The organism is Rosistilla oblonga, assembly GCF_007751715.1.
GTDB classification, from domain to species: domain Bacteria; phylum Planctomycetota; class Planctomycetia; order Pirellulales; family Pirellulaceae; genus Rosistilla; species Rosistilla oblonga.
Genome location: NZ_CP036292.1, coordinates 3134866 through 3150320 on the forward strand (window position 1 = coordinate 3134866; position 15455 = coordinate 3150320).

Annotated in this window: 11 protein-coding genes; 9 read left to right on the forward strand and 2 right to left on the reverse strand. The window is 57.2% G+C overall.

The annotated features are described in order from the left end of the window. Positions 1-46: 46 nt before the first annotated feature. The 5 genes from CA51_RS11110 (at position 47) to CA51_RS11130 (ending at position 7712) form a co-directional block, all read left to right on the forward strand. A complete protein-coding gene (locus CA51_RS11110; protein ID WP_231746127.1) occupies positions 47-1507 on the forward strand; it encodes an efflux RND transporter periplasmic adaptor subunit in 1461 nt (486 codons plus the stop codon). Positions 1508-1590: 83 nt separating this feature from the next. After that, the gene (locus tag CA51_RS11115; protein WP_145124125.1) at positions 1591-4653 is read left to right on the forward strand and encodes an efflux RND transporter permease subunit; all 3063 of its coding nucleotides are present in this window, start codon (positions 1591-1593) and stop codon (positions 4651-4653) included. Positions 4654-5523: 870 nt separating this feature from the next. Next, the gene (locus CA51_RS11120; RefSeq protein WP_145120528.1) at positions 5524-6921 is read left to right on the forward strand and encodes a DUF1254 domain-containing protein; all 1398 of its coding nucleotides are present in this window, start codon (positions 5524-5526) and stop codon (positions 6919-6921) included. 231 nt (positions 6922-7152) lie between these two features. Next, a complete protein-coding gene (locus CA51_RS11125; RefSeq protein WP_145120530.1) occupies positions 7153-7410 on the forward strand; it encodes a hypothetical protein in 258 nt (85 codons plus the stop codon). Further along, positions 7410-7712, forward strand: coding sequence for a type II toxin-antitoxin system RelE/ParE family toxin (locus CA51_RS11130; RefSeq protein WP_145120532.1), 303 nt, complete (start codon positions 7410-7412; stop codon positions 7710-7712). Before CA51_RS11125 ends, CA51_RS11130 begins: the two co-directional genes overlap by 1 nt. 283 nt (positions 7713-7995) lie before the next feature. Here CA51_RS11130 and CA51_RS11135 read toward each other — a convergent pair whose 3' ends face one another. Continuing rightward, the gene (locus CA51_RS11135; protein ID WP_231746129.1) at positions 7996-9264 is read right to left on the reverse strand and encodes a hypothetical protein; all 1269 of its coding nucleotides are present in this window, start codon (positions 9262-9264) and stop codon (positions 7996-7998) included. 388 nt (positions 9265-9652) lie between these two features. Here CA51_RS11135 and CA51_RS11140 point away from each other — a divergent pair, with 388 nt between their 5' ends. The 4 genes from CA51_RS11140 (at position 9653) to CA51_RS11155 (ending at position 14193) form a co-directional block, all read left to right on the forward strand. Continuing rightward, a complete protein-coding gene (locus tag CA51_RS11140) occupies positions 9653-10090 on the forward strand; it encodes a RidA family protein (protein WP_145120536.1) in 438 nt (145 codons plus the stop codon). A gap of 321 nt (positions 10091-10411) precedes the next feature. Beyond that, positions 10412-11704, forward strand: coding sequence for an MFS transporter (locus CA51_RS11145; protein ID WP_145120538.1), 1293 nt, complete (start codon positions 10412-10414; stop codon positions 11702-11704). Between the two features lie 155 nt (positions 11705-11859). Further along, entirely contained in the window at positions 11860-13371 is a 1512-nt protein-coding gene (locus tag CA51_RS11150) for a sodium:solute symporter family transporter (protein WP_145120541.1), read from the forward strand. A 60-nt stretch (positions 13372-13431) separates the two neighbouring features. Next, positions 13432-14193, forward strand: coding sequence for an HpcH/HpaI aldolase family protein (locus tag CA51_RS11155; RefSeq protein WP_145120543.1), 762 nt, complete (start codon positions 13432-13434; stop codon positions 14191-14193). A gap of 194 nt (positions 14194-14387) precedes the next feature. Here CA51_RS11155 and CA51_RS11160 read toward each other — a convergent pair whose 3' ends face one another. Further along, entirely contained in the window at positions 14388-15233 is an 846-nt protein-coding gene (locus CA51_RS11160; protein ID WP_145120545.1) for an amidohydrolase family protein, read from the reverse strand. Positions 15234-15455: the final 222 nt, after the last annotated feature.

Sequence of the window (15455 nt, forward strand, 5' to 3'; positions counted from 1 at the left end):
TGGCCATTCCAGACCACGCCGTAGCTGGATCAGTCTCCTTGCCAATATGATCCTGTGTCTCGCGATCCTGGCAGGTTCTGCGGCTGGGGTGTGGTGGATTTACCAGACCGAACCCGAAGCACAGCAGATCAACGCCAAACGCAAATCGGCGGCTCTGGTCGAAACGATCGTTGTCAAACGCGACACCTATTCGCCGAATCTGGTGGTGCTGGGGACCGTTCGCCCCGCTCAGGACATTGTGCTCAGCCCGCGAATTCGCGGCCAAGTGCTCGAGCTCTCCCCCTCCTTCGCTCCCGGCGGCATGGTTCGCGAAGGCGAACTGCTGATGCAGATCGATCCGGCCGACTTCGAGAACACCGTTTCGATTCGCAAAAGTGAATTGGAACAGGTGGAAGCCGATTGGGAAATCGAGTCCGGACGCAAGAAACTGGCCAAGCAAGAGCTGGACCTGTTGGGCGATTCGATTGGCAAGGTCAACGCCGCCCTGGTATTGCGAGAACCCCAATCGGCGTCGCTGCTATCGAGGTTGAACGCCGCCAAAGCGGCTGTCGAACGCGCTATCCTCGATTTGGATCGAACCGAAATCTTGGCTCCCTTCGACGCTCAGATTCTCGACCGGTCCGTCAACGTCGGTTCCCAAGTCGAACCGGGCGATGAGTTGGGGCAACTTGTTGGCATCGATCAGTATTGGGTGATGGCAGCGGTCCCGATTCGCAATTTGCGTTGGGTGCGATTCTCTAGCGATAAGCAACACGGTTCCGAAGCCATCCTGCACAATCCCGATGCATGGGGACACGAAGTGCATCGCGTCGGCCGCGTCGAGCGGATGATTGGCTCGCTGGATGAACAGACTCGACTGGCACGCGTCTTGGTGGTTGTCGAAGATCCATTGGGACTGGAGTCCGACGTGCCGCCGTTGATCCTCGATTCGCTGTTAAAAGTGGAGATCGCCGGCAAAGAGATCGACGACGTGGTCCGACTGCACCGTGAATACGTCCACGATGGCGACACGGTCTGGGTGATGAAAGATGGAGAACTGGAGATCCGCGATACGGAGATCGAGTTTCGCGATCCAGAATTTGCCTACATCAGCAGCGGGCTGGAGACGGGCGATGAAGTCGTGACCACGACGCTTGCGACCGTCGCCAACGGCGTCAAGCTTCGCAAGGTCGACGCCCCCGCGGAGGCGGAAGATGCGGAAACCGGCGACAGCAAGCCCGACGACAGCAAGCCCGACGACAGCAAGACCGACGACAGCAAGCCCGACGACAGCAAGCCCGACGACAGCAAGCCCGACGACAGCAAGCCCGACGACAGCAAGACCGACGACAGCAAGACTGACGACACTAAGACCGGCGACACTAAGACCGGCGACACTAAGACCGGCGACACTAAGACCGGCGACACTAAGACCGGCGACACTAAGACCGGCGACACTAAGACCGGCGACACTAAGACCGGCGACACCAAGACCGGCGACACCAAAACCGCGGAGGCGAGCGAGTGAGCCAGCCTGCCGACGAGATCGAATCGAACGACGACCAACCGATCGATGCGGAGACCTCGGAAACGAGCGGCCCGATCGCGTGGATGGCTCGCAATTCGATCGCCGCTAATCTGCTGATGTTCATCCTGTTGGGCGGAGGCATCTGGTCGGCGATCTCGATGCAAAAAGAGGTCTTCCCGCCATCGCAGCTAGATATCGTCGAGATCGAGGTCGGATACCCCGGCGCGTCTCCGGCGGAAGTCGAGCAGGGAATCTTGCGTCCGATCGAAGGGGCGGTCCGCGGCGTCGATGGGATCCAGCGGATCGATAGCGAAGCCCGCGAGGGACGCGGCACGGTCTTGATCGAATTGGTCGCCGGCCAGAATCGGATGAAAGCGTTCCAGGATATCGACCAAGCGGTCAGCCGGATCCGGACCTTCCCCGATCAGATCGAACAGCCCGAGGTCCGACTGCAGACCGACCAACGCGAAGTCATGCAGGTGTCGATCTACGGATCGATCGACGTCTGGGCACTCCGCAAACTCGCCGAACAACTGCGCGACACGCTGCTGTCGACCGAAGAGATTACGCAAGTCGAACTGCGACGCGTTCCACAATATGTGACGCACATCGAAATCCCTCGGCAACAGCTTCGCGAATACGGGCTGACCCTGCCCGAAGTGGCTGAGATTATTCGCACGTCCAGCCAGGATGTGGCCGCTGGTTCGGTGCAAACCAGCGCCGGGGAAATCCTGCTGCGCGTGAAGGCTCGCAAGCAATGGGCCGACGAATTCGCCAACATCGAAGTCGTCTCCGGTCGCGCCGGTCCCTCGGTGACGCTGGGCGATCTGGCGGTGATTCGCGATGGCTTCGAAGAGGTCGGCTTTCACTCGCAGTTCAGCCAAACGCCTTCGGTGGAACTCGATATTTACCGCGTCGGTTCACAGTCGCCTATCGACATCGCCAACGTTGTCGAAAAGACGATGAGCGATTTTGAAAGCGTGCTGCCGCCGGGCGTGCAGTGGCGAATCGACCGCAACAATGCGGAAGAGTTTCGTCGCCGCTTGGAACTGGTGACCAAAAACGCCCTGCAGGCGGTTGTCATCGTGTTGGTGATCCTGGCATTGTTCCTGGAATTCCGTCTGGCGTTCTGGGTCATGATGGGGATGGTCGTTTCGTTTATCGGCGGCCTGTTGTTCCTGCCGCTGGTTGGCATCAGCATCAATATGATTTCGCTGTTCGGGTTTCTGGTGGTGCTGGGCATCGTCGTCGATGACGCGGTGGTCGTTGGTGAAAACGTCTACGAAGAACGGCAGACAGCTCGCGATTTGGAGCGAGCGGCGATTCATGGAACGCGTGAAGTCGCCTCGCCGGTCGTATTTAGCATCTTGACCAACATCGTCGCCTTTGTGCCGTTGATGTTCATCCCCGGCGAAACCGGAAAGTTCTGGAGCCCGTTGCCGGTGGTGGTGATCATCGTCCTGGCACTGTCGCTGGTCGAATCGCTCTTCATCCTGCCCGCTCACTTGGCCCACACGCCAACGGTCCGACGCACGTTCTGGTTGACGCAGTTTCTGCATCGCGGGCAACAAGCCTTTGGTCGCAGTTTCAATCGCGTGGTGGAGCTGCTTTACGGGCCGGTGCTGCGGCTGTGCTTGCGATTCCGCTACGTCACGGCTTGTGTCGCCGTCGGGTTGTTTCTGCTGGTCGGCGGCTACGCGACGAGTGCTCACATGGGCATGATTCTGATGCCGGAGGTCTCCGCCGACGAGATCGAAGCCGGTGTGCGGATGCCCGTGGGAACGACGCAGGATCAATCGGCGGAGATCGCACGCGTCGTGACCGAAGCCAGCTTGCGAATGTTCGAAGAACACAACTTGTACGAAGTAGCCGAGGGAATCAAAACCAACGTTCGCGGGCAAGACTTTATCGACGTTGAGATTGTGATGCGGCCGCCCGACCAACGCGACATGACGGCCAATGAAGTCATCGAACTGTGGCGCGATTCGATCGGCGATCTGCCGGGTGTCGACCAGGTCACCTTCGAAGCCGAACGTGGGCCCGGCGGGCATCGACGGGACATCAGCATCGCGCTCAGCCACACCGATATCGAGGTGCTTGAGAAAGCTTCCGAAGCGTTTGTCAGCCGAGTGGAACAATATTCGTACGTTCGCGATGTCAACCACAACTACAACCGCGGCAAAGCTCAATACGACTTCCACCTGCGTCCTGAAGGCCGGGCACTGGGGCTGACCGATGAATCGTTGGGCGAACAGCTTCGCGGTGCTTTCTTCGGTTCGCTGGCCCTGCGGTTGCTGCGTGGGACCAACGAAGTCGAGGTCCGAGTTAAGTTGCCCGAGGAGCAACGCGAGGACCTTCACCATTTGGAAGATCTGGTGATTCGCACTCCCAGCGGCGCCGAGGTGCCATTGTTGGATGTTGCCGAGTTGAAAAAGGAAGTTTCCTTTTCTCGCATCAACCGACGCGATGGCCGCCGCGCGATTCGCGTCAGCATGGACGTCGAACCGAAGCGTGCGATCACGCAGGTTATCACCGCGATCAAAAACGAAGCTCTGCCCGAACTGCGGCGCGACTACCCAGGGATCACGTGGAGCTTCGAAGGTAGCGATGCCGAGATGCGTCGCGCGACATCGACTCTGTGGGGCTACTTTGGTCTCGCCTTGGCGGTGATCTACTCGCTGTTGGCGATCGCCTTCCGCGACTACGTGCAACCTCTGATCGTACTCGTCGCGATCCCGTTCGGAATCGTCGGCGCGGTCCTGGGACACATTTGGTTAGGCTACGACATCTCGCTCGTCAGCCTGATGGGTGTGATCGCGCTCTCGGGCGTCGTGATCAATGATTCGCTGATCATGGTCGACTACGCCAACCGTCGTCGCAAGCAGGACTGCACCGCGTTGGAAGCGATCTCCCAAGCCGGCCTGCGTCGTTTCCGCCCGATCCTGTTGACGACTCTGACCACCTTCGGCGGCTTGTTGCCGTTGATTTTTGAAAAATCGCTGCAAGCTCAATACATCGTCCCGATGGCCATCTCGCTCGGCTTCGGCATCCTCTTCTCCACCACGATCGTCCTGGTCCTGATCCCCTGCCTGTACCTGATCCTCGAAGACATCGTCGCGATCTTTAAAACGCAACCGCAAGCGTAAGAAGGCAGGTGATAGGGCTGTTAAGTTTTTGCTAAGACAGTCTAGTCGCCACACGTTAGCGCGGCGCTGTCCGAGGAAACCGGACACTGGGCGCGTGCCGGCTGATACCTGAAATTCGCCCTGCGATGGTAAGCCAGCAAGTTCTCCGCGGAGTCTGCGCGTGTGAAACCGCCGACGCTTAGCGTCTTGTGTGGCGTGTCGGATCGGCTGTCCAAGATCACCGCTGGAACACGTCGCCGAAAAAAAAAGCTGGTAAAGGGTGAACGCAAGCGGTAATCTATCTGCCCGCAATACTCCTGTCTGTTCGCCAAAAGGGCAGGGAAAGCGGGAGCAATAAGAGATCAACTGCCGGTCATCGACTTTCGCCTAGCCTATTCATGCAATGAATAATAGGAGGTCGACCTCGATAATGTTATCAGTAATTGGCTCGCGTCTGACGTCAAAGTCGGGAGTTCGCGGTATGCTTTGCTTCTAGAGTGAACTGTTTTTCTTCTCTGCTTTCATGGCTCGAATTTGCAGTCGAGCGAACACAAGATCTCATCGTTTTGGGTAGAGGGCACCGATAGGTCCTGCCCTTAGAATCACGCTCCAGGCGATCCCGCCGGCAACGTCTGGGTTGCGAACAGTTGGGATCAGATACTTGCCGGGTTCAAACAAGTTCCCGACCGGGCGCTCTCAACCGGCTTTGCCGGCAACACCACCGTGGTTTTCTTCGGCGTGGCCAAACCGGTGCGGACGCCGTTGATTGGACCTGCGAAGTCGCCTTAGTCCGTAGCGGGACCGAAGCGAGCCAACTCACCACCACGATCTTCAAACTGAACAACCATTAACACTTCGAACCACCAAAACTTCTACTTAGGGAATGAATCGATGACTCGAAAACACCTGACCGCTCTCCTGGCGGCAGTCGCCGTGTTTGCTATATCCTCCTCGGGGCAGGCGCAAGACGTCACGCCCGAAGAAGCGCGCGCGATTGCCAAGGAAGCTTACATTTACGGCTACCCGTTGGTCGACAGCTATCGGATTCAGTACGCCTACTTCGTCGACAAGGACGATAAATCGTACAAGGCACCGTGGAACCAGATTAAGAACATTCCGGCTGTCTACACGCCGGCCGACACCGCAATCCAAACTCCTAATTCGGACACGCCCTACTCGTTCGTGGGGCTGGACCTGCGAGCCGAGCCGATCGTGATCAGCGTTCCGGAAATCGAGAAGAGCCGCTACTACAGCGTCCAATTCATCGACGCCTACACGTTCAACTTCGCTTACGTCGGTTCGCGTGCGACGGGAAACAACGCCGGCAATTTCCTGGTCGCTGGTCCAAATTGGAAGGGGGACAAGCCTGCTGGCATCAAGCAGGTGATCCGGTCGGAGACCGATTTCGACATGGTTGTTTTTCGAACCCAGTTGTTCAATCCCGCGGACATTGACAACGTCAAAAAGATCCAGGCCAAGTACAAGGTTCAACCGCTGTCGGCATTCCTCGGCACGCCCACCCCGCCAGCCGCACCGGCCGTCGATTGGGCCAAGCCGCTGACTCAGGAAGAAGAGAAGACGTCGCTTGAATTCTTCAATGTCCTCAATTTCGTGCTCGGCTATTGCCCGGTCGATCCGACCGAAGTCGAGCTGCGGAAACGCTTCGCCAAGATTGGCATCGAAGGGGGCAAGAGCTTCGATCCGGCGAAACTGTCACCCGAATTGAAGACCGCCATCGAGCAGGGGCGGGCCGATGCCTGGGAAGCTTACGCTGGCGACGCCAAACTGCTGGAAGCCGGAAAGATCACTCCCGGTGATTGCTTCGGCACCCGCGAGTACTTGAAGAACAACTTCCTGTACCGCTGGCTTGCGACCATCGGCATCTATGGTAACTCCAAGCAGGAGGCGATGTATCCCGTCTACCAAGTCGATTCCGCGGGGCATCCGTTGAATGGTGCCAATCGTTATACGCTGCGTTTCGCGAAGGGAGAGCTTCCGCCGGTCAAGGCGTTTTGGTCGCTGACGATGTACGATCAGCCCCAGAGTCTGCTGGTGGCCAACCCCATCGATCGTTATCTCATCAACTCGCCGATGCTGCCCGAATTGAAGAAGGACGCCGATGGCGGACTCACGCTTTACATCCAAAACGATTCTCCCGGCAAGGAACGGGAGTCCAATTGGCTGCCCGCTCCCAAGGGCCCGTTTGCGATGTACATGCGGCTCTACTGGCCCGCCGAAGCGGCACTGGATGGCACATGGAAAGCCCCCAAGCTGAATCTCGTCAAATAGCGACGAAACGCTTGAAATTCGATGGGTAATCGCCTGTCCGTCTTGCATGGTATGACGAGACTGCGCAAGCAAACTCAGCGGCAGAAAGGGACATGCACCGATCGTCCCTTACTGCCCGTGCGGTCGGGTGAGTGGTATTGCTGTTGCTGCGTAAGCGGCGTGGCGGATCGAAGTACGGATTTGCTGGTCTAGCGAGCACGCGTCGGGTATACTTGGATCATGAAACCGCAAATGACTCCAGAAATCCGCAGTGCTCTCGACAAACATCCGGTTGGGCCTGTACGCATCGACGGCGATACCGGCGGCGGCCCTGTCTATTTGGTTCGGTTGGATGATATCGCCAACTTACAGGCGCTGGTTGATAGTCGGGTCGGCGAGGCTCTAAGCGAGGCCGATGAAGACATCACCGCAGGTCGGATTGTTGAATGGAATCCCGATGCGATGAAACGCCTCGGTCGCGAACGTTTCTCTGGCTCTGATCAAGACTGATGCCGAGGATTCGGCTTACCGCCTCCGCTCAAGACGACCTTGCGGAGATCTGGCATTACGTTGCCGTTGAGCAGCAAAGCCCGCTCAATGCAGATTCCTTGGCGGATGCCTTTGATGAACGTTTCCAATTGCTCGCTGCGCACCCACATACCGGTGAAGCCGTTGAGCATTTGCGACCGGGTACGCGACGTTCGATCGTCAAAAAACGCTTTCTTGTTTTTTATCAAGCTGAGGCGAAGGGCGTCTTAATTCTACGTGTCCTCCACGGCGCGCGTCTAATCCAACCGGACGATCTTGAGTGACTCTTGGTGGCGTTACATCCATTCGTCGACTATTTCTAACGCAGTCGCTCGAAACTGTTCATTGCGTGCAGGCTGCTGCTCCCGTTGGCACGCATCGGCAATGGGCTAGAAGCGAGACGTTGTCCTACTTTGCCGGATGAGACGTGTACGCAAAGCTTGCGCGATGGAACCCTCTACTGCCAATCTTTCCACGTCTATCGATTGGCAGGCTCTGATTTGTCCAAGCAGACTCAGGGTTTCTGAGTCTTGAACATTGGATTGATCGCGGCAGGCCACGTATTTTTTAGCCGACGACTTTGCTGATATCGATCAGATGCAGTTGGCGGCCTTCGCCCTCGGCAGGCGTATCGATACAGACGAATTTGCCGTCGCGCGATAGCCGCGGATGCGTGTCGACTCGCCACTCGCCCTTGTAGATCGGGGGCAGGTGGAAACCGCCCAGATCGATCCGTCGCCCCGTCGCGACTTCGAACAGGTGCGGGGTCTGCAGACGCGCCTTCCCCTTGGGGTAGGTGTCGTTGAGGATCCACTTGTTGCCAGGCAGATAGCTGAGGTGCCCGCCGCCATCCAGGACGCCGCGGCCAACTTCGCGGACGTCGCCTCCGCCATCGACATCTTCAAACAGGAAGTTGGCCCAATTGTCGTTCCCATCGAAGTGGCGCGACTGGGCGAGGATGTGCGTGTTGTCTCGCCAAATGAAGTGAGACGTATACCCGTTGCCGCAGACGATCCGCAGATCGCTTCCGTCGACGTTGGCGGTAATCATGCGTGTTAACCGAGAGCCATTGGGATAACGCCAGCGGTGCAAGGCGATGAATCGGGAACCATCGGGATTAAACAACAGATGGTTGAAGTAGTGTTTGATTCCAAATTCCGGTTTCGGAATGGCGCCGGTCCGCGCGATGTCGGCGATCGTAATGATCGTTTTCGCTTCGCCGGTGACGAGGTCGACTTGTTGGATACCCGAATCGTCGGGAGCCAAAACTTCGGCGTTCGGATCGGGAAGGCCCGCGTATCCGTATCCGGGACGGACATCGTTGATGCGGCGGAAGTCGGCGGTCACGGCGGTTTTGCCGGTGGGGCTGACACTGTAGACCGGGTACGGAATCGTGCGGGTTTTCTTCGTGTGAACATCCATAATCCGCGACACGAAGCGGTCGCCGCTGCGATCGTTCCAGATGATTTCGGAGTCCGATCCAGGCAGCCACTGCAGCATGCAACCCTGTTGCCACGACCAGGCTTTCGTTTCGCCAAGCTCGATCCAGCGATCGCCGTCGGCCAGATCGACCATCCCGATTTGGATCGTGTCGTCGGCGGTTGGCGAACGGTGTTCAAAGTCGACCTGCATTCCCAACACGTACCGGTTGCTGGGATCGAACTGCAGTTTGTCGTAGTAGCCGAACCAGTGATGCTTTGGCCCGCTGGTGATTTTGCGAACCGGGAACTCGCTCTCCGCCGCTGCCGCGGCAAGAGGCAACGCTCCTAAACCGAGCAACGCAAGCGATGCTTGCTGAGCGATAAATTGACGACGAGGGAGCATTTGATTTGTCATGAGGGTGGGGATTTTTGGAGGGTTCGGGACGGCTGGGGGATACGTCGAACTCCCGAGTGTAACCGGAATCTGTCGGCGCGGAAACATTTTGATTTGAGACGGTTTGTCACAGCATTGCGATGTAGCGACACGGACCGATCTGCACGACCGGCCCGCGTAGGTTTGGTGGATGCTTTTCCGAAGAATGACGGTGGCGACTTGAGGGAGAGCGCAGCCCCCTTGGGTTTGCCAAATTTGGGGGTGCGACGGGGTTCAAAGATAGGTGAAGAACTGTGCTTGGATTGGCAGAAAGGCGTCTGGGCGGTATCCTCTTCGTTCGAGCTTTTCGCCGGCTAGCGGCGTGCCAAACTTCCCACCCTTTCTCGACTTCACGAAAGAAGCCTCTATTATGTCAGCCCAGCAGAAAGCAATCGACCTCGGAATCGACCTCAGCGATCAGCCAAACGGCTATCTGAATCTCTGCATCAAAAGTGGCAACCAGTTGATCACTTCGGGGCACGTCAGCGACATCAAGGGGATTCTTGGCGGTGGTTTGTCGGTCGAAGAGGGCTACAAAGCTGCCCGCGAGTGCGCTGAAAAGATCCTTCGCTCGGTTCGCAACACGCACGGAACGCTGGACGGATTGAAGGTTGTCAAGCTGCTGGGCTGCGTTTATTCGGCTCCCGATTTCACCGATCAGCATTTGGTGATCAACGGCGCATCGGATCTGTTCCACGAATTGTACGGCAAAGATGGCGATGGTTATCACGCCCGCAGCGCCCTCGGTTTTGCCGCGCTGCCGACCGGTGTCGCGGTCGAAGTCGAAGCGGTTTTCGAAATCCTATAGCATCGACAACCTGTCGACGGGACCGGCGATTTCCGCATCGGTGCGATGCGTTTTTGCGCAGCGTAGCATCGCTGCGGTCGCCGGTCGTGCTTTCGTTTGATCTGCACCGTTGGGCGCTCTCGTCGAACGTTGTCTGCCGGCAACCTGCGGTGCAGCGATTTCAACTTTCGGTCGATTCGCGAATCGATCTTCAGCCGCCACGTCGAAGTGGTCGGCTTCCTCCTACCTCATCCCTGGTTTGGGAACCGCCTTTCGGCCCCACCTTTTCCAACCAGGCCCATTCAAAACCGTCGCAGCGACATTTCAACCGAGCGCGAACCTATGACGATGGAATCCGATAGCGAATCCCCTACCCGCATTCGTTATCACGTGATCGGAGCGACCACGCTCGCTGCGGTGATGCTGTATCTGGACCGGATCTGCATCGCAGAGATCGCAAAGCTGCAGGAGTTTCGCCAGGCGCTGCAGTTGTCCGACGAACAAGTTGGGATGGTGATGTCGGCCTTCTTTTTCTCTTACGCCCTCGCTCAGGTCCCTGCGGGTTGGCTGTCGGATCGCTTCGGCGCCCGACGTATGATGCCGATCTATATCGCTGTCTGGTCGATATGTACGCTGTTGACCGGGTTTGCCAATGGGTTTGTGATGTTGCTGGTGGTTCGCTTGCTGTTCGGTCTTTCGCAGGCGGGATGTTACCCGGCGGCGGGCAGTTTGGTGAAGCGCTGGATCGAACTTCCACGTCGCGGTACGGCTAGTAGTATCGTGTCGTTTGGTGGCCGGTTGGGCGGTGCGATCTCGCCGCTGCTGACCGCCTGGTTGCTTAAAGACTATTTGAATTGGCAAGCGGTGTTGGCTCTGTACGGAGTCGGCGGATTGTTTGTCGCCGTCCATTTTTGGCGAGTCTTCCGCGAGACCCCGATGCAGCATCCCGCGTGCAACGCCGCGGAGCGCGAAGTGATCACGCAGTTCGACAGTCCCGACGACGGCGGTTCGAGTGCGGCGTTCCCACCGATCCTAACGCTGGTCGGCAGCGGAACGATGTGGCTGATGTGCGCCCTGCAGTTTGGAATCAATATCGGTTGGGTCTTCCTGGTGACCTGGCTGCCGACCTATCTACAGGATGTGAAACAGGTCGACGCGACGATCGGCGGATTGATGTCGACGATCGTCTTGTTTGCCGGTATTGGCGGGATGTTGTTAGGCGGTCCGCTGACGGATTTCTGTACGCAACGGCTTGGGACGCGATGGGGACGTTCGCTGCCGATCGCCGGTTGTTCAGCAGTCGCCCTGTGCGCCTATCTTTCTTGCCTGCACTTGGAATCGGCCTGGTCGTTTGTCATCGCCGCTTCGATCGTGGCGTTTATGACCGACATGAGCGTTCCCGCGATCTGGGCTTACATGCAAGATGTCGGCGGCAAGAACACGGCAGCCGTCTTTGGATGGGGAAACATGTGGGGCAACTTCGGCGCCGCAGTTACGCCGCTGCTGGTGCCGATCGTGCTGAAGAAGTGGGATCACAATGGCGACTGGCACGAGGCGTTCTATCTGTTTTCAGCCGGCTACCTGGTCGCCGCCCTTTGCGCATTAGGCATCAACGCCCAGCGGAAAATCTCCTAGCGACGCCACCCTACGACCGGCTGGTTTCCGCCACACGGTCACACACAGGTTTTGAATCGACTAAAATCATGTTCCTCACCTCTCTTCCCCCACCGCACGCTCCTCGCGTCTCCTGATCAACCTCTCTCTTCACCTCAAGCAACCCACCTCGAAATATGGCCATCATCGACTGGATTATTTTGTTACTCTATGCCTCGTCCACGATCGGGCTGGGCTGGTATTGCAGTCGCAAGCAAGAGGATACGAGCGCTTATTTTGTCGGCTCCGGGAAGATGAATCCCGTTCTGATCGGCGTCTCGTTGTTTGCCACGCTACTGAGTACGATCAGCTATCTGGCGATCCCTGGCGAAGTGTTGGGGAAGGGGCCGATCTATCTGACCAACTATCTCGCCTACCCTTTTGTCTATCTGTTTGTTGCGTTTGTCCTGCTGCCTGTCTACATGCGTCAGCGGGTCACCAGTGCGTATGAGTTACTGGAGACGCAACTTGGGCTCAGCATTCGGCTTCTCGGCGCGACGATGTTCCTGTTATTGCGACTCGTGTGGATGGCGTTGTTAGTCTATCTGACCGCCAAAGCGCTTGCGATCATGATCGGCGTTGGCGACGAGATGGTCCCCTGGATCGTGTTGGTCACCGGTGTTTTTGCAGTCACCTATACATCGCTTGGCGGCTTGCAAGCGGTCGTGATCACCGACTTGATGCAAACGTTGTTGCTGTATGGCGGCGCACTATTGGTGCTCGGTATCGTAACCTGGGAGATGGGCGGATTGGGGTGGTTACCAACGGAATGGCCAGATGATGCTTGGGACACTCAGCCGATCTTCAGCTTGGATCCAGCGACCCGAGTGACCGTGTTCGGGTCGGCACTTTCCGTCTTTCTGTGGACGGTTTGCACATCGGCTGGCGATCAAGTTTCGGTGCAACGTTTCATGGCGACAAAGGATGTGAAGGCGGCGCGACGCGCCATCGCGATCCAGTTGATCGTCGCGATGGTCGTCGGTGTGACTCTGGGACTTGTCGGGATCGCGCTGCTTGGATATTTCCAGGCCCATCCGGAATTTATGCCCAAAGATCTATCACTCAAAGCACAAGCGGACGGCTTGTTTCCACACTACATCGCTTCACATCTGCCGCCAGTCGTCACCGGTTTAGTCGTATCGGGACTGTTTGCCGCAGCGATGTCCAGTATCGACTCGGGCGTTAATTCGATCACCGCTGTCGTGATGACCGATTTTCTGGATCGCTTCGGCCTGAAACCGACGACCGAAAAGAAACACCTGCTGTTTGCCCGACTGTTGGCCGTCGGTATTGGAACAACGGTCGTCTTGATCAGCACCTTTATGGAATACATCCCTGGTAACTTCATGGCGGTGACAAACAAAACCGTCAACCTGCTTTCAGTCCCGATTGCGTTGCTGTTCTTCTTTGCTCTATTTGTACCATTCTCGAATGCGATTGGAGTTTGGGTTGGCACGGTGGCAAGCGTCGCCGTTGCTGTGACCATTGCGTTTTCTGGAGTGATCTTCGGCGTCGATCCCGATACGGGATTGGACCCGATCAGTTTCCAGTGGATCTCGCCAGCGGCGCTGCTGACGGGGTTGATCGTGGGGACGGCTGCCTGCGTACTTTTTGCACCTTTGTATTCCGCAAAAAACGCCAGCCGTTAGTGACCGGCAGCGCTGAATCTAAATCTCTTTTCTAAACAAACATTACAAGCGACACGGACGATGAGAAAAAGCAAAACGCTCGCGAAAATTCGCCAAGGTGAAGTGATCCGTACATGTGTGATCGGGCACTACATTCCGGCTTATGTCTGCCACGCGGCGCGAGCGGGATACGATTGCATTTGGGTTGACTTGGAACATCGGGCGATGACGAAGCGAGAGGTCGAAGCGCTGCTCGCGTTTTCGCATCTGTACGACATCGACATCATGATGCGTCCGCCAACGTTGGAGAAGACCGGCCTGTACCGCTACCTCGAAGATGGTGCCGCCGGATTGCTGATCCCTCACGTTTCAACGGCGGAACGAGCGAAGATGTTAGTCGACGCTGTCAAGTTTCCGCCTCTCGGCGATCGCGGAATCGACAACGCCGGTTTGGACGCCGACTTCCATATCCACGATGCCGACGAATACGTCGCCTGGGCGAACCGCGAAACGTTCTTGTGCGTGCAAATTGAAACGCCCGAAGGGGTTCACAATGTCGAAGAGATCGCCGCGGTCGAAGGCGTCGACATGATCTTCGTTGGGCCGGGAGATCTTGGACTGCGACTGCGTCAGAGCGGAGAGATGACGCTCGACGAAGCTTGGGAGATCGTTGCTGCAGCTTGCCGTAAACATGGCAAGGCATTTGGCGGACCGACGCTGGCGACCAGTGAGATGCAAAAACGGAAGGACCTCGGGGCGCAACTGTTGGTCAATAGCAGTGAGTTCCAGGGCTGGTCCGCTGCGCTTTCGCAAGACGGTCGGCGCTTCGAAGACCTGACCTGAGCGACAACTGTCGCTCGCAAGTTACCTTTCGAGATCGGCTTGTTTAATGGCAATACCGTTGAACGAAGGAGCCTCGGACCGTCGAAAGAATTAGCGGCGGGATGTAGTGGACGAGGTTACGAGTCCCTGCGATTTGGTCTGATGCAAAAGGACTCGTAACCTCGTCCAATACGCTTCGTTGAACGGAATTGTGTTTAACGGATCCCCAAGATCTCAAAGCCGTCTCGATGGATCAGTTGTTCGATTTTCTGATCGTCTAAACGGGGCAGATTGGTCCCTTCGACCATCGTGTTCAACTTCTGCAGGCCCGCGATCGAATCGTTCACCGTGGTGAAGGGGTAGTCCGAACCGAACAGCAGCTTGTCCCAAACGCCATACTCCTGCACCAGCATCAGGCTGTTGTACAGCTGCCATGGGCGATAGTGCAGCGCACTGATGTCGGCATAGACGTTGGGATGCTTGCGAATCGTCGCAACGCATTCACCTTCGTAGGGATGGCTCAGGTGAGCCAACACAAATCGGATCTGCGGATACCGTGTGGCTACCGGATCGATCAATCTTGGCAACGTGTACTTCAGCGGTGCCTGGCGGATAAACGTGGTCCCAGTATGCAGCAACACGGGTAACGATTTCTGTTGGACATATTTCCACAACGGTTCCAAACGTTCATCGTCGACGCCAAATCCGGCGTACATCGGCAGCAGCTTGACACCGCAAAGCCCCAGTTCCTCGTGACCGTGCCGCAGCTCGCGTTCCCAATCCGATTGAGTTGGATCGATCGAAAGGAAGCCGCGAAGATGTTCGGTGTCTTTTGCGACATATTCCGCGACGTAGTTGTCGTCGACCCACAAGCCGCTCAAGCGAGCTTTGCCGCCGAACACAACCGTCCGCGTTCCCTGCGGTGCTGTGTTGCGGTAGTCTTCCAATCGAATCGTTAGATCGACAACAGCTCCCGCCTTGGCCGCCGAAGCTTGCCGCATGAATTCGTCGTCGAACGCATCGGGGAAGGGCCAGGTGTGGCTGTGGATATCGGTGATCACGGGATTTCCTTATTCACTTTGGGTAACAGCAATACAAACAACCGGGACGCTTGAGTCAGCACTCCGCCGCCATCGTGGTGCGATCGCCAGCACGTTGGTGCAACAATCGGCTAACGCTCTGCAGGTGGCGAAGTCGATGTTTTTAACGAACGTAGCGGAGCGCCGCAGCCTCTTTTTTAAATCGGTCTATTTATAGGCGTTGCCGCCCCGTGTGTCGCGAAA